This window comes from Pseudomonas sp. BC42 (genome assembly GCF_021560055.1).
Classification (GTDB): domain Bacteria; phylum Pseudomonadota; class Gammaproteobacteria; order Pseudomonadales; family Pseudomonadaceae; genus Aquipseudomonas.
The window spans coordinates 2640161-2662068 of the sequence record NZ_CP091067.1; the positions used below are offsets into that span (position 1 = coordinate 2640161).

The window sequence follows — 21908 nt, forward strand, 5'->3', positions numbered from 1 at the left end:
TGGGCCTGATGACCCGTTGCAGGGGATCAAGGATTGTTTGCCTGGCCGAGGAGCGCCGGCATGGGCCCGGGGGCGCGAAGGCGTTGCCAGCGGCGCCAGCATGTTAGTTCAGAAAAACGGGCAATGGATTCGTGCAAGAAACGCCTTGTCGCTTTCCAAGAAGCTTCTTGCCGGGGCCTTCGCGCTGTCCTTGAGGGTCGTTCTCAAGTGGGAAGTTTGCGCTGTTGCACCTGCCGCTCAAGGACCGAGGGCAGGTGGCCGGCGTCAGATCGGAGGTCTGTCTGCGAGGGCTGGCAACGGGTTACGGCGCCTTCAGCAGCACATAGGCCTCACCGCCACGGCGATCGTGCATGAGGATGAAGGTCTGCCCGTCGAGGGTGATCTTGGTCGGCACGCTCTGCGCCAGCGGGGTGCTGGAGAACTTGCCGGCCATGCTCAGAAACTGCTGGGTCAGCGAGCTGTCGTTCTGGCTCGGGGTGGTGATTGCGCATTCCTTGCCGGCCTGGACCTGGACCCCCAGGGTCTGGTCCTCGTTCATGCCCATCTTGGCGAAGCCGGCATCGGTGAGTTCAAGAATGCCATGGGCCCGGGCGGCGGTTTCGGCACCGGCGAAGGACGGCGCGGATTTCAGGCAGATATCGCGAAAGGCCAGGATCCCGGCGGAGGTGATGGTGGGTTCCTGCCTGATTTCCCGGGTCACGCTGGAGCAGGCGCCGAGCAGCGCCAGAGCGGCGAGGAGTGAGGCTAGGGATGCGGTGCGGGGCAGAGTGTTCATGGAAATTCCTTGCAAACGGGCCGGCCAGGGCGCGGGGAATGGTGCTTGCCGAAGGAGGCGTCGGCGCTCTAGCAGGTTAGGCAGGGGCACCGTGCAGATCAATCTTTTGTGTGACATCCGCGGAGTCAGGAGCGATTGGCCAAGGGCTGGCGCAGTAATTGCGTGCCTGCTGGATCCGTTCAGCGAGGGGGCCTGTGGCCATGCAGTTACGAGCGTTGCGTTACTTCCACGAGGTGGCCCGGTGTGCCTCCCTGCGTCAGGCGGCCGAGCGTCTGTACGTGACGCCTACCGCCGTGAGCCGGCAGATCGAGCAGCTGGAGCACTTCTTCGGCACTGCGCTGATCGAGCGCGGCCCGCGGGGCATCCGCCTGACGGTGGAAGGCGAGTGCCTGGCCGAGCAGGTCAGCTCGACCTTGCGCGGCTTCGATCAGGTGCGCGATGTGATCGCCAGTCGCCAGAGCCAGGTGGCGGGTAACGTCAGCATCCATGTGTCGGAAAGTATCGTTTCCAGCGTGCTGGCGCCGGTGCTTGCGGCGTTCAACCGGGCCCATCCGAAAGTCACCTTCAATATCGTCATCGCCAGTGCCGGCGCCACCCTGGATGCCCTGTGCAGTGGCGAGGCCGACCTGGGGCTGGCCTTCTACCTGCCGGAGCGGGCCGAGGTGGACGTGACCGCCCATTGCCAGTTGTGGCACCGGGTGCTGGTCAGCGCCGAGCACCCGTTTGCCCAGTGCCCGAGCATTCGCCTGGCGGACCTGCAGGGCCAGCCCCTGGCGATTCCCGATTCGGCCTACGGCGTGCGCCAGGCCCTGGAAGGGGCGGCGAAGAAGCGCGGGGTGAGCATTCTGCCGGTGTTCACCACCAGTTCCCTGGAGGTGCAGAAAAGCCTGGCCCGCCAGCGCGCGGCGGTGCTGATCCTGCCCCAGGTGGATGCCGAGGCCCGGGACCTGGGGGATGGACTGGTGGCGGTGCCGATCGACGACGAGTCCCTGGAGCGGATCCGCGTCGACCTGTGCGTGGTGCGCAACCGGCCCCTGTCGGTGGCCACCCTGAAATGCCAGGACATGCTTGCCCGGGCGATGCAGCGCTACGCCCTGGTCGATTGAGTCCCTGCATACATGACCCTGTAGCCGCTGCCGAGCCTGTGGCGAGGCTGCGACAAGGTCCGCAGGGCCTTGCCTGGCGATCACCCGCCGACCACCACCGGGTGGATTTGAAATCGTTGCGTCTGCTGCGCAGCCGTACGCAGCCTGCGGCAGCGGCTACACAATCGTTCAGATGTGGCTGTAGCCGCTGCCGAGCCTGTGGCGAGGCTGCGACAAGGTCCGCAGGACCTTGCCTGGCGATCACCCGCCATCGCACCGCCCCATTTCTCAGAACAACTTGAACGGAAAGTTGCCCACCAGGCGGAACTCGTCATAGCTGCCGTCGATCTGCCCGCCGCTGGCGCGGTGGTTGTAGACGATGGTGCGCAGCACTGCATCCTTGAGCCGCCCGGATTGCACCACATACGCCAGCATCAGGCCGTTTTCGTCGTGCTTGGCGCCGTCCAGGCCGCGCACGTTGTAGCCGCGGTTGCGGCCGTTGCGATCGCCGTCGTAGTGCGTGCCATCGATGTCCCAGCCCTTGGCGTGCCACAGGCTGGCGCTCAGCCCGGGCACGCCGTAGGCGGCAAAATCCAGGTCGTAGCGCAGCTGCCAGGACTTTTCATTGGGGCCGTTGTAGTCCGAGTACAGGGAGTTGGCCATGTAGTTGCCGGTGGACTCCCAGACATAGTCGAAGTACTCGTTGCCGAACACCTGCTGCCAGGCCAGGGTCAGGCTATGGGCCTGATGGCTGCCGGTGATGGCCAGGCTCAGGGCGTCGTTGTCGATGTAGCCCAGGCGCTGCTGGCCCTGGTCTTGGGTGTGGTAGTAGTTGAACGCGGTCTTCAGCGCCAGCTGGCTTTTGTCCCCGGTACGGTGGGTCAGGCCCAGGTAGTACTGGTCCCACATGTTCTCGAAGCGCGAGGCGTAGAGGCTGCCTTCCAGGCCCAGGCCGGGTTTCACGGTGGCCCCCAGGTAGCTGATGCGCTCACCGCTGTAGGCGCGGTTGCCGAAGGTGGTGGTCAGGCGCTCGCTGCCGGTGCCGGTGCGCGGGATGGCCCGGTCGAAGCTGCCGGCCTGCAGCGCCAGCCAGTCGGTTTCGTTGCTGTACAGGCCCACGCCTTGAAAGCTTGAGGGCAGGGCGCGGTTGTCCTTGAAACGCAGCACCGGGTTGTCGGTCATCAGGCGCCCGGCCTTGAGCTCGGTGTTGGACAGGCGCAAGCGCACGTCGCCGATGCCCAGGCGGCTCCAGGTGGGCAGGGCGTCGCCGTCGCTGTCCACCAGCACCCGGTCGCCGCCGTTGGCCACCCGGCCATGACCGCGCTCCAGGTTCACCGCGCTGAACAGCGCGGCATCCACGCCCAGGCCGATCAGGCCCTGGGTGTAGCCTGAGCTGTACTTGAGCATGCCGGTCTGTACCCAGGTTTCCCTGACCCGGGTGCGTTCGATGCCGTCGGGCTTCTTGATGCTCAGGTAAGTGTCGTGCTGGGTGTGCTGGTTGGAATAGTAGTGACGCAGGTTGAGGTCCAGGTGGCTGCCCTGGATGAACCCCGGCGCCTGGTCCTGCTGGCTCGGGCGCGGGCTGTCCTGGGCGATGACGGCGCTACTGGCCGCCAGTGCCAGGGTGAACAGTACAGGCTGTTGCATGGTGCTTCCCCACAAATCAAAGGCGTCGGTCCTCCGCCCGACCGCGGTCATGCGCGGCCGGCAGGGTAGAGAAAAACGCGGTGCCGTAAAAGGGTGTCGGGCCGTGAGGCGAATGCTCAGCGGGCGCGGGCTTCTGCGAGCCGTTGGCCGGGGTGGCTGCGCCCGGGTGTCTGCGGGCGGGTTTCCTTGGCGAACCAGGCCGCGGTCAGGCACACCAGGTTGGCCACCAACAGGTAGCCCACCGGCGACATCGGGTTGCCGGTGGTGCCGATCAGCCAGGTGATGATGATCTGCGCGGTGCCGCCAAACGCCGCCACGCCAAAGGCGTAGACGATGGAGAAACCGGTGGAGCGCACCGCCTTGGGAAAGCTCTCCACCAGCAGCACGATCAGCGCCGCGCCGCTCATGCCGTGCAGGCCGGAGAGCACCGCCAGGGTCAGCAGGAAGGTGGCCGGGCTGGGGTGTTCGGTCATCAGTTGCAAGGCCGGGAACAGCACCAGCAACAGCACCACTCTTGGTGCCATGAGGATGGTGCGGCGGCCGAAACGGTCGCAGAGCATGCCGCCGGCAATTGCGCACACCGCCATCGCCGCGCCGGCCACCAGGGTCGAGAGCATGGAGATGCTGGTGGGCAGCTTGAGCTCGGTGAGGGCGAAGGTGGTCATGTAGTTGATGAAGTACTGGGTGATGGTGCTGCCGGAGAGAATCAGCAACCCCAGCACCAGGGCCCGGCGATGTTCGCCGAACACTTGGCGCACCAGGCTGCCGGTGCTGGCCTGCTCACCCTGGCCGTGGAAGGTTTCCGCCAGGTTGCGGCGGATGTAGATGCCGATCGGCAGCACCAGCAGGCCAAACACGAACGGTACGCGCCAGCCCCAGGTGTTGAGGTCCTCGGGGGACAGCACCTGGGTCAGGGTGTAGCCCACGGTGCCGGCGGCCATGGCGGCCACGCCCTGGGCCACCACCTGCCAGCAGGCGTAGGTGCCGCGCTTGTGCGGCGGCGCGGCTTCGAGGATGTAGGTGGTGGCGGGGCCGGCCTCGCCGCCCCAGGCCAGGCCCTGGATCAGCCGGGTGAGCACCAGCAGGATCGGCGCGGCGATGCCGATGCTCTCGTAGCTGGGCAGGATGGCGATGCTGCCGGTGCCCACGGCCATCATCACCAGGGTCAGGAGCATCGCCGGCTTGCGTCCGACCCGGTCGGCGTAGGCACCGATCAGCACCGCCCCCAGGGGCCGCACGATAAAGCCGACGCCGAAGGCGGTGACCGACAGCATCAGGCTGACGAAGGCACTGTCGGAGGGAAAGAAGGTGTGGCCGATCATCACCGCGAAGGTGGCGTAGACCCCGAAATCGAAGAACTCCACGGCATTGCCGAGGATCACCGCGAACACGCTGCGCTTGCCCCCTGCCGCGGTGGGCGTTTCGGGCTCGGGTGTGGTGGATGGATTGGACGCTTGGCTGTGCATACTGGCCCCTCGAATTTTTATTCATAGGTTGCCCAGGCCCCGGGCGGCGAGGCCCGGGGCAGGGGTGAAGGTGGCAGTTTCGGTGTGTCAGTGAGACGGCGGATTCGGCCAGCTGTGGATTGCTCCGCGCCAGCTCTCATAGGTCTTGGCCACTTGCAGCAGCCATTGATCGGCAAATCGCGGGGCGATCATCTGCAGGCCGATGGGCAGGCCATCGGCGGCAAAACCGCAGTTGATCGACAGCGCCGGTTGTTCGCCCATGTTCCAGGGCAGGGTGAAGACGATGTGCTCGAACGGTTGCTGCGGGTCGTTGCTCGGCGACGGCCACTGCGCGGGAAAGCTGTTGATCTGGTTGGTCGGCGACAGCACCAGGTCGAACTCGCTGAACACCTGGGCGGCGCGGCGGCGCATCTCGAAGGTCTGGTTGAAGCCCTGCACCGCCTCGACCCCGGACAGCTCGGCCCCCGGCGCCGCCCAGTCGCGGATATAGGGCAGCACCTTGGCAAACTGCTCGGCGCCCAGGGCCGAGAGTTCCGCCCATTGCCGGGCGCGCCAGAAGCGGTCCAGGCCGTCCAGTTGCGTGCGGTCCATGATCGGCGCCAGGGTGCGGACCTGGGCGCCGTGGCTTTCGAACCATTTCGCGGCGCGCTCCACCGCCTCACAGACAAAACCTTCCGGCTGCAGCCCGGCGCCGGGCTCCAGCATCAGGCCGATCTTCAGGCCGTTGACCGACACCGGTTCATCGCTCCAGTCGCCGGTCAAGGGCGGCAGGCTGGTGGCGTCGCGGGCGTCGGGCTTGGCCAGGTAGCGCATCAGCAGCACCGTGTCCTCGACACTGCGGGTCATGGGCCCGGCGCAACGCCCGGTGTAGTACGGATCGATGGGAATCCGCCCCAGGGTCGGCTTGAACCCCACCAGAGCGCACCAGGCGGCCGGCAGGCGCACCGAGCCGCCGATGTCGGTGCCGATGTGCAGCGGCCCGTAACCGGCCGCGGCGGCCGCAGCGGCGCCGGAACTGGAGCCACCGGTATTGCAGGCAGTGTTCCAGGGATTGCGAGTAATTCCGTGGAAGCTCGACAGCCCCGAGGACAACATGCCGAAATCCGGCACCGTGGTCTTGGCCAGGATGATCGCCCCGGCCTCACGCATCCGCGCGGCCGGTGGCGCATCCTGCAGGGCCGGCTTCAGGGCGGTGGCCGCGCTGCCCAGGGGAATCGGCGTGCCTTGGGTGGCGATCAGTTCCTTGATCGTCACTGGAATCCCGTCCAGCGGGCCGTTGGGGGTGCCCTTGTTCCAGCGCTCGGTGGAGGCCCGGGCCAGCAGGCGTACCTGCTCCGGATCGAAGGCGTAGAGCGCACGGATATGCGGCTCCCAGCGCCCGATATGGGCCAGCAGATGGTCGTAGTAGTCCAGGGGCGAGAGCTGGCGGCTGGCGAACTGCGCCAGCAACTGGGCGGTGGATAGATCGTGCAAATCAGTCATCGAACGCATCCTTGTGTCGGGCGTCAGTCGGGTTGCTGATGACCCGACTGTAGCGCTTGCACCTTAGCCCAACCATCACAAAGGACGCAGCGTGGTGTTGCGTTTTTGTGAGCACTGCGGCGGTGTCTCCCTGCATCATCCATTGCGGCCCCACGCATCCCACGTAATGCCGGAAACTTGTGTAGGAGCGGGCTTGCCCGCGAAGGCAGCCTCGGATTCTTCTAGTGATACAAGAACAGCAGGGGGCTACCGAGGCAGCTTTTGACTTCTTCGACCGACACGCACTGAGGGCCAACGCCTTCGGAGTATTTGCTGGTCAGTCGGGCAAAGCAGGCTGCATTGGTCAGGGCTTGTTGGTAGATTTTCGAGTTTTTAGTGGCAGATAAATCCAACTCGGCGGTCAGACTAAAGCCTGTTTCAAAGAGGCTTCCGACACTTTTCTCGACATCCAGCGCGAACAGGTATTTGTCCCAACAGGCCTTGTATTGCGGGGTGGAATAAGATGAATCGGTATGGAGGGATAACTTGCTGCGTATATTGAGATCGCCCACGATGAAGTAATACTCTGGCCGAGGAATCCAGGCTATTGCGTCTCCGTAGCCGCGGTAGTCTGCTTTTGCATAGTCGCCTTTGAGAAAAGCCGCTTTGCCCCGTGCCTCGGCTTCTTTTGCGTATTTGATGTTTTTCTGGTTGTTGATTCCTTTTTTATAATTCTTCACAACTCGCTTGAGTGCCTCCCAGTTTGTTATGTACCTGTCGTCAGCATCCATTGCGAATGCTGTTGCATCGTGGAGGGGAACCAGGGACATGCTAAAAAAACAAAGGATGTTAAGAGTGAGAGTTCTCATCATTGTGTTCTCGCTGGTTTGCCTTTGACAATAAGAGTTCCCACGCTGTTGCCATCGGGACTGCGATGACTGACAAGCGCTTCATGAATCGCAGACCATCGATTCAAACTGACAACGGTGACACATCCTTCCGAGACATTGCCGACGTGAACGTACCGGCTCCTATCTCCATGATCAATTGGAAACCACACTTGGTGGTGGGACAGGTTGGGGTACTCTGCCTTGTATGGCTCGGTATAGTCTTTTGCGTGTGGTACATCGGGTAAGAGGATGCTGTAAGTACCCGGCGGTATGGGAGAGTATCTAAGGTCCCAGACTGTATTCATGGCAGCTTCGAAGTGAATGCCATCGAGCGTCCCATTGGCCAGCTGTTGCGGTAATGCTCTATCTCTGGTGATTGACATCCACTTGTCATTGAAGCGCCCGTAGACCATGACAAGTTCGATAGGCTTCTTTTTAGGCGCAATTTTGCCAAGGTATTCCTTGGCATTGGCTTCAGATAGAAATGCGGTTTTACCTTTGTGCGCGCCCTCCAGAATCCTGAAGTATGTTTTCTGATTTTTTGTGAACGTTAATGTGACCTTGCAATACTTGAAAAGAAATGGCCAGTTCTCGCGAGGGACGTTGTCCATGCCAACAAGCAGCCAGCCACTTTCGTTGGGGACTTTGTTGATGTAGCGCGTGATATCCGCAAATACTTGCTGGATATGTCCTGGAGTAGTCGCTGTTGTGCCGCTGCCTGACCATAAAGGGTTAGTCATCGCCCAGTCTCCCTGAGTGTTTTTTTGATGAGCTGGTCGGTGATTGTATTGATCGTGAACTGTTGAGGCTCCATGCTGCTGGCAATTGAAAGTCATGGTGCGCGCGGGTTGAGTTAATAGCAGGCCGGCACCTGTTATTGGCTCAAAAAAACATCGAATTGCTTTGTCTCGAACAGTGAACGTGCGATCAAGTAGAGCTTTCAGAAGGCAGGATGTATGTGGGAGTTTTCTTATTGTCAGTGGTGACTGGTCTGTTAGAAGGCTGTTTTTCGGCCGCTCCATGTCGCCCGGTAGTTTGTGCTCGGAACGAAAGGAACGGCTTCAGACAAAACCTGTGTGCTGTTGCCAAGGGCGAGGCAATCAACCTCCTCGCTCAGCGCTTGCTTATGTAAGCACTGACTTGCCAGCGAAGACGGCTTTTCTGTACAAGGTTCGCGGACCTTTTTCGCCAGCAAGCCGGCGCGGCGGTTCATCTCAAGTTGTGCGCTTCATCGTGACAGGTATTCAAGCGGATTCAGGGATGGGGCAGAACAGCAATGACTAGCATCAGTGATACCTTCGACCAGCTCTGTGTACTGGTCGCTTTGTCCTATGACGAGACGGGTGACGGGGGCTTCGAGTCGCGTTTGCTGGATATCCTGAAACTGGTGAAGTCTCATCCACAGGCCCGGGATCTGTTTGTCGAGAAATTCAAGATCATGCTTTCTTCCCGTGTCACGCCCTTGGAAGTTGTGGAGTTCTGCATGCGGGAGCTGCAATGGGAGGAGGTCAAGTGCTTCGCCTTGGCGCTTTACCAGCCGTCCATCAATCCTCGCAGTCATGCCTTGGCGGGGCTTATCAGTGTTTACGAGGAGGTTTGGCCGGACGAAGACCTGTATCGGTACTACTGCGACCGATCGCTGTAGGAGCGGGCTTGCCCTCGAAGAGGGCCTCAGGGTTTGCACAAGGCTCACGGGCCTCTTCGCCGGCAAACCGGCTCCTACCGGTTCAGTGGGGCTGTGCTTGGAGTGAAGGAAAAATTTGCCCTAGTAACATTGGAATTGAGTTAGTGCGAAAACTACGAGTCAAAACCCAACTATTGCCGCCGCTGTCCAAATGAAAAATCTATTTTTTGTATTGTCTGTTCTGCTGGTCGCTTATCTATACATTGGTTTCTACGAAAAGATGGAGGACGCCTATCCGGAAAAAGTTTTTTTCATCAAGAGGTATCCAACTTTTCAAATGGCGTTTGAAAACATCTTTGCCTATGAATCAGACGATAAGTCGCTCTCCGAATTAAGCGACCTGGAGAGGCGGAAAGTTATTGCCTACTGTAAATATCGGTTGGGTTTGGCGACAACGTTAACCACTCAAGATGAGTTGGATAAATGTAAGGCCAGATAAGGTATGCCCTGATATCGGCTAGTGTTTTGCAAACCTCTCATCCGGCCCAGGTCAGCGCCCGCAAACGGAGCCTCGACAGTTCTAGTGCACGCAAGGCTTTCATGGGCGCTGGCTTGCCCGCGAAGGCGGCCTCAGAATTACACCCATGACCAGCCGATCCCTGCGCACGATGACTGTTGGATACCGGCCTCAGATTTTCTAGTGATACAAGAACAGCAGGGGGCTACCGAGGCAGCTTTTGACTTCTTCGACCGGCACGCACTGAGGGCCGACGCCTTCGGAGTACTTGCTGGTCAGTCGGGCAAAGCAGGCTGCATTGGTCAGGGCTTGTTGGTAGATTTTCGAGTTTTTAGTGGCAGATATATGCAACTCTGCAGTTAAGCTAAAGCCTCTTTCAAAGTGGTCTATTACGCTCCTGCGTGCATCCAGGGCGAACAGGTATTTGTCCCAGCAGGCTTTGTATTCTGGGGTGGAATAAGGTGATTCAGTATGAAGGTGCAACTTGCTGCGTAGTTGTATGTCGCCAATTATAAAGTAGTACTCTGGCCTGGGAATCCAGGCCAGTGCGTCGCCATAACCATGGAATTCAGCTTTTACATAATCATTGTTTAGAAATGCCTCTTTTCCCCTTGCTTCAGCTTTGCTTGAGTTTTCAATATCTTTTTTGTTTTTTATTCCGGATTTATATCTTTTTATGATCTGGTTGAAAAATTCCCAGTCGGTTATGTAGCGTTCGTTAGTATCTGATGCGCACGCATTTATATGAGGCAGGGTGGCGAGCGATGCAGTGAGGATGGACCATGCGTATAAATTTTTTTTGCGCATTAATTTGCTCTCTCTGGCTTGCCTTTTACAATAAGGTTGCCCACGCTTTTCCCATCGGAGGAGCGATGGCTAATCAGCATTTCTTGAATTTCAGACCATTTATCCAGGCTTATGACAGTGATGCACCCTTCCGATACATTACCTACGTGAACGTATCTGCTCCTGTCACCATGATCAATGGGGAACCATACTTGATGGTGAGACAGGTTGGGAAACTCTTTTTTATATTGTTGGGTGTAGTTTTTCGAGTGAGGGAAGTCAGGTAGCAATATCTTGTAAGTGCCAGGTGAAATAGGGAAGTATATACCGTTCCATACTGTATTCATCGTTGCTTTGAAGTTGATATTGTTGATGTTTCCATTTGCTATTTGTTGTGGGAGATATTCGTTTCTAGTTATTGATTTCCAGTTTTGGTCTAAGCGTTCATAGTTCATGACAAGCTCGATAGGCTTCTGTTTTGGTGCGATTTTTCCAAGGTATTCCTTTGCGTTTGTTTCTGATAGGAATGCAACTTTTCCTTTGTGAACTCCTTCAAGGACTTTGAAATAGGTCTTATTGTCTTTATTGTTTATTAGTGTGACCTTGCAATACTTGAAAAGCTGTGGCCAATTCTCGCGAGGGACATTGTCCATGCCAACAAGCAGCCAGCCACTTTCGTTGTGAATTTTATTGACGTACCGAGTTATATCAACGGTAACTCTCTGGGGGGCGCCGCGAGAGGGGGTCGTTATAGCGGTATGAGACCATAAAGGATTGGCCATTGCACAATCTTCCTGATTGTTATTGAACGATCTATTAATGTTCGTATCAATTGTGAGGTGTTGAGCTTCAATGCTCGTCGCAATTAGGTTTTTTGTCTGTGTGGTCAGACTGCTTGGCAAATTAGCAGGAGAGGTTTTAAGTCGGGGTGCAGTGTTTGTCCTCCAGGAAAATCGAAAAAGCTCGGATGATTAGATCTTTCAAAAAGCGTTATGTCTGTGAGGATTCTCTTATTGTATGTGGCGATTGATCTGGTAGTTCGGTGCTCTTCAGTTTCTCTATATGCCTGGATAGAGAAAGCTCAGGTAAAAACCTCTATTGGGCATATGACGTCCATGCAGTTGCCAATGGCGAGGGCGGCATTGCCCTCGCCGTTGACGGGGTTCAACTTATGGCCTGGGTGCGCAACTGACGACCCAGCACATCCAGCACATCGCAGCCATCGCGCAGCGGGATGGCGCAGATCAGCGCCAGCTCTTGCAGCACCACGGCATCGCCGGGGATGTCGGGGCGGGTGGCGAAGTTTTCCAGCAGTTGAGTGACGGCGCGGATGCGATAGGCGGCTGCTTCGTACAGCACATCGGCAGGGGCCTGGGTATCGATCAGCAGGGAAGGAATGGTGCAGTCGTGGCCGGTGATCGGCATGTATCTGTTCATAAGTAACGCCTCGGTCGGTTGAGAGCGCCACTGGATCGTCGCCAAACGAAAGGTGGCAGCTGTACGCAGGTTGGCGAACCGGGACCGGGGAGCCGGCAGACCCGAAGGTCTCCCGCGTACAGCCGCCATAAAGGCAGCGTTACGGATGCGAAAAGCCCTGCAAAGCAAGCGCAGGGCTCTCGCACACGGTCGTCGGGTCGCCAAACCCGTTCGTCATCAGGACGACCCGGGACTATAGGCATGCCCCCCAAAACGGAACAAGGCACTGACAGGGCAGGACTTTCTGAGTTTGCTGTAGGACTCAGGAGCGCGAGTGTGGATCAAGCGTGCCGCAGGTTCAATGGCGGGGCTCAGTCGAAGCCGACGCTTGCGCTGTGGCGGGTTTCGCGTTCGTGCAGCTGGTCGATATTGGTTTCGTAGGTGCACTGGCCGCTGCAGTGGTGCTCGTAGCTGATGGCCGGCTTGAACTGCAACTTGAGCTTCGGCGTGTCGCTCTCTGGTGCCGGGGCCTGGGCGGTGGCCGGCAACGGAGGCTGCGGGTAGCTCAGGTCAAGGCCGGCGGCCTGGGCCGAACAGGCTGCCATCAGTAACAGGCTGGGGAAAAACGCTTTGCAACTGAACATCATCGAATCCGCATGGCCATAAAAGGGTTGCCGATTATAACGAGCCAGGGGCGGAAAATTTAACCGCACAGGCTCTGGAACGGGCTTTGCACGGGGTTTTCGTCGCCGTGGACGTTTGCACCGTGAAACATTTGTCACGGGGCAGAGGGACCGCTCGCTCCTACACTGCAACTCATCTTCGTGGCCAAGGACACCTCCCATGCCGGCAAAGTCTGCACCCCGCCTTCTCGACACCCTTGAAGGCCAGCGCCTGCAAGGCAGCGAGGCCGAGCACTGGCGCCAGTGGGGGCCGTACCTGAGTGAGCGGCAGTGGGGCACGGTGCGCGAGGACTACAGCGCCGATGGCGATGCCTGGAGCTACTTCCCCCACGAGCATGCCCGTAGCCGCGCCTACCGCTGGGGCGAGGACGGGCTGGCGGGGTTTTCCGACAAGGCCCAGCACTGGTGCCTGGGGCTGGCGTTGTGGAACGAGCACGACAGCATTCTCAAGGAGCGTCTGTTCGGCCTGGACAATGCCGAGGGCAACCACGGCGAAGACGTCAAGGAGCTGTACTTCTACCTCGACGGCGTGCCCAGCCATGCCTACATGCGCATGCTCTACAAGTACCCCCAGGCGGCCTTTCCCTATGCCGACCTGGTGGCGGAAAACGCCCGGCGCGGCCTGAAGGATGCCGAGTACGAGATCCTCGATACCGGGGTGTTCGAGGACAACCGTTACTTTGATGTGACGGTGGAGTACGCCAAGCACAGGGCCGATGATATTTTCATGCTCGTCACCGTGCACAACCGTTTCCACCAGCCGGCGCGGTTGCGGGTGCTGCCTCAGGTCTGGGCGCGCAACACCTGGAGTTGGGGTGGCGACGAGCCGCGACCGAGCCTGCGCCTGGAGGGCGACAGGGTGCTGGCGCGGCACGGGCAACTGCCCGAGCGGCAGGTCACTGCCTGGGGCGCCGAGCCTTGCCAGTGGCTGTTCTGCAACAACGACAGCAACTTCCCCAAGCTGGACGGGCTGGCGACGCCGGGGCCGTTCAAGGACGGCATCAACGACTATCTGGTGGACGGGCAAGCCAGCGCGGTGGCCTTCGATGGCGGCACCCGGGTGGCGGCGCATTTCGTCCTGGAGCTGGCGGGCGGCGAGAGCAAGCGGCTGTTCCTGCGTTTTGCCCCGGCCGGCAGCGAGCCGGTCAGCGCCCGCCACCTGTTCGAGCAGCGGCGGCGCGAGGCCGATGAGTTCTACGCGGCGCTGCAGCAGGGCATTGAAAGCGCGGACGCGCGCAATGTGCAGCGTCAGGCCCTGGCCGGGTTGCTGTGGTCCAAGCAACTGTATGACTTCGACGTCAACCGGTGGCTGGACGGCGATCCCGGGCAGCCGGCGCCCCCCAGCGAGCGCAAGCACTTGCGCAATACTCATTGGCGCCATCTGTCCAACTGCGACATCGTTTCCATGCCCGATACCTGGGAATACCCCTGGTACGCCTCCTGGGACCTGGGCTTCCAGGCGGTGGCCTTCGCCCTGATCGACCCCGGCTTTGCCAAGCAGCAACTGCTGTTGCTGGTCAAGGATAGGTTCATGCACCCCAACGGCCAGCTGCCGGCCTACGAATGGCGCTTCGATGATGCCAACCCGCCGGTGCACGCCTGGGCCTGCTGGCGGGTCTATCAGCAGGAAAAGGCCCTGACCGGCGTGGGCGACCTGGACTTTCTCGAACGCATCTTCCACAAGCTGCTGCTGAATTTTTCCTGGTGGGTCAACCGCAAGGACGCCGAGGGCCGCAACCTGTTCCAGGGCGGTTTTCTCGGCCTGGACAATATCACCCTGTTCGATCGTTCCGCGCCGTTGCCTGATGGCTTCACCCTGGATCAGGCCGACGGCACGGCCTGGGTCGCGGCCTACGCCCTGGACCTGATGCGCATCGCCCTGGAGTTGGCCAAGCGCAATGGCGTGTACGTGGACATTGCGGTGAAGTTCTTCGAGCACTTCCTTTATATCGCCGGGGCCATCAACCGCGTGGATCAAAGCGCCGAGGGGCTGTGGGACGAACAGGACCAGTTTTTCTACGACGTGCTGCACCGTCCCGATGGGCAGAACGAACCCCTGCGCCTGCGCTCCATCGTTGGCTTGATGCCGCTGTTCGCGGTGCAGGTGCTGGAGCAGCACGAGCACCAGAACCTTCCGGGGCTGGCCCAGCGCCTGCTGGGCTTCTTGCATCACCGACCTGACCTGGCGAGCCTGGTGTCGCGTTGGTACGAGCCGGGCAAGGGCAACCGCATGCTCCTGTCGCTGTTGCGCGGCGAGCGCACCAAGGACCTGCTCAAGCGCATGCTCGATGAAAACGAGTTCCTCTCGGACTTCGGTATCCGCTCCCTGTCCAAGGCCTTCGAGCAGCCGTTCGCCATGCAGGTGGATGGCAAGCAACTGTGCGCCCGCTATGTGCCGGCGGAGTCCGATTCACGGCTGTACGGTGGCAACTCCAACTGGCGCGGGCCGCTGTGGATGCCGATCAACTTCCTGCTGATCGAATCCCTGCGTGAGTTTCATCGCTACTACGACGTCAACTTTTCGGTGGAGTACCCGCGGGGTTCGGGGTATCTGGCGTCCCTGGAGGAAGTGGCCGACGGCTTGAGCCAGCGCCTGACGCGATTGTTTCTGCTGGACGAGGACGGGCGCAGGCCGTCCATGAGCGGCTACCCACAGTTGCAGGTAGAGGCCGAGGACCGCGAGCTGGTGCTGTTCCATGAATATTTTCATGGTGAAACCGGGCGTGGGCTGGGGGCGTCCCATCAGACGGGGTGGACGGCGCTGGTGGCGTTGCTGTTGCAGCCACGAGGCTGAAGGCGTCGCCCGGCGAGCCGGGCGACGGTTGCGGAAGGGGAGGCTTTGGATCAACCCACCAGGGCGATGTCCTGGGGTTTGGCCCAGGCTTCGATCAGCCGTTCTGGCGTGCAGCAGGTCTTGCGCTTGTAGACGAAGTTGCTGCACTTCTCGGCGAAGCCCTTGCGGTTTTGCACCATGTCCATGTGCATCTCTTCCAGCTCGGCGTTGCGGCAGTGCTGCATCAGTTGCGGGTCTGCGTCCAGCTTGCGCTGGCGCAGGTGCTGGTAGCGCGGGTCGGTGAGTACGCCATTGGCCCGTTGCAGCAGCCACAGGCCGAACTCGTCCGGGCAGCGTGGGCCGATCTCCTGCACCATGCCCATCTGCAGGGCCTGGAGGGCGCTGATGGGCAGGCAGGCTTCGGTCAGTTGCTTGGCCATGGCCTGGCCGACGGCGCGGGGCAGGCTGTAGGTCCAGTACTCGGAGCCGTACAGGCCCATGCTCTTGTAGTGCGGGTTGTACACGGTGTCGGCGCGGGCCAGGACCACGTCCGCGGCCAGGGCCAGCATCAGGCCGCCGGCGCCGGCATTGCCGGTCAGGCCGCTGACCACCAGTTGGCGGGCGCTGAGCAGTTCCAGGCAGACGTCGTCGATGGCCTGGATGTTGGCCCAGGCCTCAAGGCCCGGCTCCGGGGCGGCCTGGATCACGTTCAGGTGCACGCCGTTGCTGAAGGCGCCGCGGCCACCGCGCACCAGCAGCACCTGGGTGTCTCGGGCCTTGGCCCAGCGCAGGGCGCTGACCAGGCGCTGGCACTGTTCGGTGCTCATGGCGCCGTTGTAGAACTCGAAGGTCAGCTCGCCGACTCGGCCGGCCTCGCGGTAGCGGATCGGCTGGTAGGGCTCGGTGCTGAACGGGCTGCTGGAGACCGACCAGTCCAGCACCGGTACCTCGGCCAGGCGCTCGCCGAGCACGTGGCGGGCCGGGCGCTTGAAGGTTTCCTCGCCGGGCTGGGGCTTGAGGCGCAGGGCGCCGATCCACAGGCTGTGGTCGCCGCAGGCCACCAGTACCGCATCGTCATGCACCGCCAGCAGTTGCCCGGGCATGCCGGTGCGCGAGTCCAGGTGGGCGTCGTACACGTAGTACTGGCCGCCGGCGAGGCTGGCCAGGACGCCGGGCTGGCCGTCGGCGGCGTCGATGCTGCGCTTGATGAATTGCGCGCTGTCGTGCCAGCTGAAAGTGCGGTCGCACTGCTTCATGTTCGGTTGCAGGCGGCCAAGCACCGCGGGGTTGTCGTAGTCCAGAGGGACCGGGGTAAAGCCGTTGCGGAATTTTTCCACCACGTCACGGATGCAGTGGATGGCGGCGTCGCTGACCAGGCCGTTGTACAGCTCGGACTTGCGCAGGCCGGCGGGCAGGTTGAATTCGTGGGTCGACCAGATTGGCCCGGCGTCCATTTCTTCCACCGCCTGCAACGCGGTGACGCCCCAGCGCTTGAGTTCCTTGCTGATGGCCCAGTCCAGGGCACTGGCGCCGCGGTCGCCGACAATCCCCGGATGAATGATCACCACCGGGCGCTTGGTGTTGCTCCACAGCCGTTGCGGCACCCGGTCCTTGAGGAACGGGCAGATCACCAGGTCGGCCTCGGCTTCTTCGATCTGCCGGCAGACGTCTTCTTCTCCGGTGAACAGCACCACGCTGGGGCGGTGCCCGGCCTGGCGCAGGTCGAGCCAGGCGCGTTGGGTCAGGCCGTTGAAGGCGGTGGACAGCAGGATGATCTTCAGTGATCGCATAAGCAGACTCTTCCGTGAGTGATAGCACAGTGGCAAAGGGTTCCGGCTGTGCCGTCCCTGGCCGCGATGGAGGCGCAAGAGTAGAGGGGTGCTGCGCTGGGATAACTGACCGAGATCAATCAAGCGTGCCGCCTGAAATGACGTTCCGCCCAGTGGTATTGACCTGGGGCAAAAGCTTGCGCCAGAGCCTTTGCCGGGAGCAGAAACGACAAATCCCGCCACAGGGGCGGGATTTGCATGCAGCCGGACCTTGTAGGGTCTTAGGCTGGGAACAGCTCGCTCAGCTTCATGGCCAGCATCATGTCGCCTTCGGCGCGCAGTTTGCCGCCCATGAAGGCTTGCATGCCGTCGGTTTCGCCGCTGACGATGCCGTCCAGGGTTTCGCCGTCCATCACCAGGGTGACTTGGGCGTCTGGGTTTTCGCCTTCCTTGAGTTCACAGGTGCTGTCCTTGACGACCAGCGAGAAGTGCTTGGAATCATCGATACGGAAACCGAAAACCAGGTCCAGGCCGGCAGCGGCAGCTGGGTTGAACTTGGCTTGCATGGCTTGTACGGCGTCAGCTACGGAGGTCATGGTTCGATCCTTTTATGGGTGGTTACAGCAAGGGTCACAGTAAGCCGGGCTCAGCGGAAAGTGATGAGCTCCGGAGCCTTCAACAGTTGCAGATGGGCATGACCGTTGAAGGAAGCCAAAGACACCTCGCGCCCGCGGAACTTCAGCTGGTTGAGCGAGGTGTTGACGATTTGCCAATTCAGTTCGAACGCCTGCTGCGCGGGCATCCGGGTGATCAGGTGGAGCAGGGCGGTGATGGTGCCGCCGGAGGTGAACACGGCAATCTTGTGCTGGTTGTCCGCGGCTTCGAGAATCCGCTGCAGGCCGCCCTGGACCCGTTCGACGAAGCCCAGCCAGCTTTCCAGCCCGGGAGGATCGTAGGTGCCGGCCAGCCAGCGCTGGATGATCAGGGCGAAGATGCGTTGGAACTCGGCGCGGTTCTGCGCGGCGTTGCGCAGGATGTTCAGGGCTTCGGGTTCCTGGGGCAACAGGTCGGGGAGCAGGGCGCGGATGATGGCATCGGCGTCGAACTCGTTAAAGGCTGAATCGATTTCCAATGGCGGGTGGTCAAACCCGGCGGCGCTCATCTGTTCCATCGCGGCCTGCGCGGTGTGCTGCTGGCGCCGCAGGTCGCCGGACAGGCAGCGATCGAAGCTGACGCCCAGCGCAGCCAGATGCTCGCCGAGCACCGCAGCCTGGCGCACGCCGGTGGCGGACAACACGTCGTAGTCGTCTGCACCGAAAGAGGCTTGGCCATGTCGAATCAAATAGATGCTGCCCACGTCCGTGTCGTCCCGGTACGTTGAAAGTTTTGCGAGGTTATGAGGATGCCGGTGAGCTGTCAATGAAAAAACATACGCTTGTTTGAAATGCTTGTTGGAGCCTCGTAACACGAGGTTTCGCGACTGGTGGCCGGCAGGTCGCGCCGGTATGCTTGAGCCCATTGCGCTGCTGGTTGGCAGCGGTTCATGTTTGAGGAGTCCCTGTGGAGTTTTTCACCGAATACGCCAGTTTCCTGGCCAAGACCGTGACCCTGGTGGTTGCCATTCTGGTGGTGCTGGTCACTGCCGCTGCCCTGCGCGGCAAGGGGCGCCGCAAGGGCGCCGGGCAGTTGCAGGTCAGCAAGCTGAATGATTTCTACAAGGACCTGCGCGAGCGCCTGGAGCAGAGCCTGCTGGACAAGGATCAGCTCAAGGCGCTGCGCAAGGCCCAGAGCAAGACCGAAAAGAGCCAGAAAAAGCAAAAGAAACAACCGGCCGAAGCCAAGTCCCGGGTGTTCGTGCTGGACTTCAATGGCGATATCAAGGCCTCCGCCACTGAAGGCCTGCGCCACGAGATCACCGCCTTGCTGAGCCTGGCCACGCCCAAGGATGAAGTGGTGCTGCGCCTGGAAAGTGGCGGCGGCATGGTGCACAGCTATGGCCTGGCTTCCTCTCAACTGGCGCGTATTCGCCAGGCCGGGGTGCCGCTGACGGTGTGCATCGACAAGGTGGCGGCCAGTGGCGGCTACATGATGGCGTGCATCGGCGAGAAGATCATCAGCGCACCGTTCGCCATCCTCGGCTCCATTGGCGTGGTGGCCCAGTTGCCCAACGTCAATCGCCTGCTGAAGAAGCACGACATCGATTTTGAAGTGCTCACCGCCGGCGAGTACAAGCGCACCCTGACGGTGTTTGGCGAGAACACCGAGAAGGGCCGGGAGAAGTTCCAGGAAGACCTGGACGTGACCCATCAACTGTTCAAGAACTTCGTGTCCCGCTATCGCCCGCAACTGGCCATTGATGAAGTGGCCACCGGTGAAGTCTGGCTGGGGGTGGCCGCGCAGGAAAAACTGCTGGTGGACGAGTTGCAGACCAGCGATGAGTACCTGGCGGAAAAAGCCAAGAATGCCGAGGTGTTCCACCTGCACTATGCCGAGCGCAAGAGCCTGCAGGAGCGTGTGGGGCTGGCGGCCAGCGGTTCCATCGATCGCGTGCTGCTGACCTGGTGGAGTCGCCTGACCCAGCAGCGGTTCTGGTAAGCCCCGGCTTCAGGAGCCGGTGTCCCAGGCGCCGGCTCCAGCGGTCGATGGGAGAGGCGGATACAAAAAAGCCCTGAACCGGTTTCCCGGTTCAGGGCTTTTTGTTGACGCCAGGGCTTAGCGGCGACGGAACAGCGGCAGCGGTTCGTCAGTGGCGGCCTGGTAGGTCACCGAGAAGTCCTTGAGGCTTTCCAGGGCTTCGTAAGGGTCCTTGTCGGCCCGCAGGGCGTAGGCGTCGAAGCCGCAGCGGTGCAGGTAGAACAGCTGGTCGCGCAATACGTCGCCAATCGCTCGCAGTTCGCCTTTGTAGCCATAACGGTCACGCAGCAGGCGGGCGTTGGAGTAGTTGCGGCCATCGGTGAAGGCCGGGAAGTTCAGGGCAATGACTTGGAAATGCTCGACGTCGTCGCCGATTTCCTCGGCTTCTTCGTCCGCATCCAGCCATACGCCCAGACCGCCATCGCGGGCCTTGAGGGCGTGAGCATGATCACGCCACAAGGCCAGCGGCACGATCAGGTCGTCGCAGTTGGAGATGCCGTCGAGGGTCGCGTCCTTGGGCAGCAGGTGCCAGGTCTCGTCGATGACCTCGTTGTTCTTAATGATTCGCTGCATAGACGCGCTCCTTGAAGAGGTCGATGCCAATACGCTGATAGGTGTCGATGAAGCGTTCGTCTTCGGTACGTTGTTCCACGTACACGTCGATCAGCTTCGAGATCACGTCGGGCATGTCGTCCTGGGCGAAGGACGGGCCGAGGATCTTGCCCAGGCTGGCGTCGCGGCTGGCGCTGCCACCCAGGGACACCTGGTAGAACTCCTCGCCTTTCTTGTCCACCCCGAGGATGCCGATGTGGCCGACGTGGTGGTGACCACAGGCGTTCATGCAGCCGGAGATGTTCAGGTCCAGCTCGCCGATGTCGAACAGGTAGTCCAGGTCGTCGAAACGGCGCTGGATGGATTCGGCAATCGGGATCGACTTGGCGTTGGCCAGGGAGCAGAAGTCGCCGCCCGGGCAGCAGATGATGTCGGTCAGCAGGCCGATGTTCGGCGTGGCGAAGCCGTTTTCACGCAGCTCGCCCCACAGGGTGAACAGCTGGCTCTGCTCGACATCGGCGAGAATCACGTTCTGTTCATGGGAGGTGCGCAACTGGCCGAAGCTGTAACGGTCGGCCAGATCGGCGATGGCGTCGAACTGCTTGTCGGTCACGTCACCCGGCGCTACGCCGGTAGGTTTGAGCGACAGGGTCACGGCAACGTAGCCCGGCTTCTTGTGGGCCAGGGTGTTGCGCGCACGCCAGCGGGCAAAGCCCGGGTGCTCCTTGTCCAGGGCCGCCAGTTCGGCGTCCTGGTTGCTCAGGGCCTTGTAGTCCGGGTCGACGAAGTGTTTGGCCACCCGATGCACTTCGGCTTCGGTGAGGGTGGTCTGGCCGCCGCGCAGGTGGACCATTTCCGCCTCGACCTTCTCGGCGAACACTTCAGGCGTCAGGGCCTTGACCAGGATCTTGATCCGCGCCTTGTACTTGTTGTCGCGACGGCCATAGCGGTTGTAGACCCGCAGGATGGCGTCGAGGTAGCTCAGCAGGTCCTGCCACGGCAGGAACTCGTTGATGAAGGCGCCGACCACCGGGGTGCGGCCCAGGCCACCACCCACCAGGACCCTAAAGCCCAGCTCGCCGGCGGCGTTGTACACCGGCTCCAGGCCAATGTCGTGGACTTCGATGGCCGCGCGGTCGGAGGTCGAGCCATTGATGGCGATCTTGAACTTGCGCGGCAGGTAGGCGAATTCCGGGTGGAAGGTGGTCCATTGACGGACGATCTCGCACCAGGGGCGCGGGTCGATCAACTCGTCGGCGGCGACACCGGCGAACTGGTCGGTGGTGACGTTGCGCAGGCAGTTGCCGCTGGTCTGGATGGCGTGCATCTGCACGGTGGCCAGCTCGGCGAGGATGTCCGGCACGTCTTCCAGGGCCGGCCAGTTGAACTGCACGTTCTGCCGGGTACTGATGTGCGCATAACCCTTGTCGTAGTCGCGGGCGATCTTGGCCATCATCCGCGCTTGGCGCGAAGTCAGTTGGCCGTAGGGCACGGCGACCCGCAGCATCGGGGCAAAACGTTGGATATAGAGGCCATTCTGCAGACGCAGGGGGCGGAATTCTTCTTCGCTCAGCTCGCCTGCCAGATAGCGTCGGGTCTGATCACGGAACTGCTTGACGCGGTCCTCGATGATCCGCTGATCGTACTCGTCGTATACGTACATATAGGTCCAGTTCTCAGGCTACAGGTGGCACACCAGCGCACACGCTCAACGCCACCCATGTAAGCAAATCTGCGCGCACGGCCGCGCACTCCCTTCGGAGCCGGCGAACGATACCAGTTTGTGGTTATGCGCAAAAGTGATGTTTGAGTATATGAAAAGAACCAAAA

Annotated in this window: 20 protein-coding genes; 5 read left to right on the forward strand and 15 right to left on the reverse strand. The window is 61.0% G+C overall.

Going from position 1 to position 21908, the window contains the following annotated elements:
- Positions 1–301: 301 nt before the first annotated feature.
- Entirely contained in the window at positions 302–775 is a 474-nt protein-coding gene (locus tag L1O02_RS12365; RefSeq protein WP_060839986.1) for a hypothetical protein, read from the reverse strand.
- 200 nt (positions 776–975) lie between these two features.
- Here L1O02_RS12365 and L1O02_RS12370 point away from each other — a divergent pair, with 200 nt between their 5' ends.
- Positions 976–1881, forward strand: coding sequence for a LysR family transcriptional regulator (locus L1O02_RS12370; protein ID WP_060839985.1), 906 nt, complete (start codon positions 976–978; stop codon positions 1879–1881).
- Positions 1882–2148: 267 nt separating this feature from the next.
- On the opposite strand, the gene L1O02_RS12375 is transcribed toward L1O02_RS12370, so the two are convergent.
- The 5 genes from L1O02_RS12375 to L1O02_RS12395 form a co-directional block, all read right to left on the reverse strand.
- On the reverse strand, positions 2149–3507 hold the full coding sequence (locus L1O02_RS12375; RefSeq protein WP_235759982.1) for an OprD family outer membrane porin: 1359 nt from the start codon (positions 3505–3507) through the stop codon (positions 2149–2151).
- A 116-nt stretch (positions 3508–3623) separates the two neighbouring features.
- Positions 3624–4973, reverse strand: coding sequence for a citrate-proton symporter (locus L1O02_RS12380; RefSeq protein ID WP_235759983.1), 1350 nt, complete (start codon positions 4971–4973; stop codon positions 3624–3626).
- Between the two features lie 87 nt (positions 4974–5060).
- Positions 5061–6455: an amidase gene (locus L1O02_RS12385; RefSeq protein ID WP_235759984.1), complete on the reverse strand. Its 1395-nt coding sequence runs from the start codon at positions 6453–6455 to the stop codon at positions 5061–5063.
- 221 nt (positions 6456–6676) lie between these two features.
- The gene (locus tag L1O02_RS12390) at positions 6677–7225 is read right to left on the reverse strand and encodes a hypothetical protein (protein WP_235759985.1); all 549 of its coding nucleotides are present in this window, start codon (positions 7223–7225) and stop codon (positions 6677–6679) included.
- A 77-nt stretch (positions 7226–7302) separates the two neighbouring features.
- Positions 7303–8064, reverse strand: coding sequence for a hypothetical protein (locus tag L1O02_RS12395; protein WP_060839980.1), 762 nt, complete (start codon positions 8062–8064; stop codon positions 7303–7305).
- A 536-nt stretch (positions 8065–8600) separates the two neighbouring features.
- Between L1O02_RS12395 and L1O02_RS12400 the strand changes: the two genes are divergently transcribed.
- Positions 8601–8969, forward strand: coding sequence for a hypothetical protein (locus tag L1O02_RS12400; protein WP_060839979.1), 369 nt, complete (start codon positions 8601–8603; stop codon positions 8967–8969).
- A gap of 190 nt (positions 8970–9159) precedes the next feature.
- Positions 9160–9447, forward strand: a complete 288-nt coding sequence (locus L1O02_RS12405; protein ID WP_235759986.1) for a hypothetical protein — start codon at positions 9160–9162, stop codon at positions 9445–9447.
- A 198-nt stretch (positions 9448–9645) separates the two neighbouring features.
- On the opposite strand, the gene L1O02_RS12410 is transcribed toward L1O02_RS12405, so the two are convergent.
- The 4 genes from L1O02_RS12410 to L1O02_RS12425 all read right to left on the reverse strand — a co-directional run bounded on the left by L1O02_RS12410 (position 9646) and on the right by L1O02_RS12425 (position 12311).
- On the reverse strand, positions 9646–10272 hold the full coding sequence (locus tag L1O02_RS12410) for a hypothetical protein (protein WP_235759987.1): 627 nt from the start codon (positions 10270–10272) through the stop codon (positions 9646–9648).
- Positions 10272–11033 carry a hypothetical protein gene (locus tag L1O02_RS12415; RefSeq protein ID WP_235759988.1) on the reverse strand — a complete coding sequence of 254 codons (762 nt, stop codon included), beginning with the start codon at positions 11031–11033 and terminating at the stop codon, positions 10272–10274. Before L1O02_RS12415 ends, L1O02_RS12410 begins: the two co-directional genes overlap by 1 nt.
- A 382-nt stretch (positions 11034–11415) precedes the next feature.
- Positions 11416–11688 carry a hypothetical protein gene (locus L1O02_RS12420; RefSeq protein WP_060839977.1) on the reverse strand — a complete coding sequence of 91 codons (273 nt, stop codon included), beginning with the start codon at positions 11686–11688 and terminating at the stop codon, positions 11416–11418.
- A 350-nt stretch (positions 11689–12038) separates the two neighbouring features.
- A complete protein-coding gene (locus L1O02_RS12425) occupies positions 12039–12311 on the reverse strand; it encodes a hypothetical protein (protein ID WP_231978970.1) in 273 nt (90 codons plus the stop codon).
- A gap of 199 nt (positions 12312–12510) precedes the next feature.
- Here L1O02_RS12425 and L1O02_RS12430 point away from each other — a divergent pair, with 199 nt between their 5' ends.
- Positions 12511–15144 carry a glucosidase gene (locus tag L1O02_RS12430; RefSeq protein WP_235759989.1) on the forward strand — a complete coding sequence of 878 codons (2634 nt, stop codon included), beginning with the start codon at positions 12511–12513 and terminating at the stop codon, positions 15142–15144.
- A gap of 50 nt (positions 15145–15194) precedes the next feature.
- Here L1O02_RS12430 and L1O02_RS12435 read toward each other — a convergent pair whose 3' ends face one another.
- From L1O02_RS12435 to L1O02_RS12445, 3 genes are all read right to left on the reverse strand, one after another.
- Positions 15195–16913: a hydrogenase maturation protein gene (locus L1O02_RS12435; RefSeq protein WP_235759990.1), complete on the reverse strand. Its 1719-nt coding sequence runs from the start codon at positions 16911–16913 to the stop codon at positions 15195–15197.
- A gap of 260 nt (positions 16914–17173) precedes the next feature.
- On the reverse strand, positions 17174–17488 hold the full coding sequence (locus L1O02_RS12440) for an SCP2 sterol-binding domain-containing protein (protein ID WP_011061945.1): 315 nt from the start codon (positions 17486–17488) through the stop codon (positions 17174–17176).
- A 50-nt stretch (positions 17489–17538) separates the two neighbouring features.
- Positions 17539–18249 (reverse strand): histidine phosphatase family protein, encoded by a 711-nt coding sequence (locus tag L1O02_RS12445; protein ID WP_235759991.1) that lies wholly within the window; start codon positions 18247–18249, stop codon positions 17539–17541.
- A 203-nt stretch (positions 18250–18452) separates the two neighbouring features.
- Between L1O02_RS12445 and sohB the strand changes: the two genes are divergently transcribed.
- Positions 18453–19487: a protease SohB gene (gene sohB / locus L1O02_RS12450; protein WP_060839972.1), complete on the forward strand. Its 1035-nt coding sequence runs from the start codon at positions 18453–18455 to the stop codon at positions 19485–19487.
- A gap of 117 nt (positions 19488–19604) precedes the next feature.
- Here sohB and L1O02_RS12455 read toward each other — a convergent pair whose 3' ends face one another.
- The gene (locus L1O02_RS12455; protein WP_016966421.1) at positions 19605–20099 is read right to left on the reverse strand and encodes a DUF934 domain-containing protein; all 495 of its coding nucleotides are present in this window, start codon (positions 20097–20099) and stop codon (positions 19605–19607) included.
- Positions 20083–21741, reverse strand: a complete 1659-nt coding sequence (locus L1O02_RS12460; protein ID WP_047305033.1) for a nitrite/sulfite reductase — start codon at positions 21739–21741, stop codon at positions 20083–20085. The genes L1O02_RS12455 and L1O02_RS12460 overlap by 17 nt, the downstream gene beginning before the upstream one ends.
- Positions 21742–21908 lie beyond the last annotated feature (167 nt).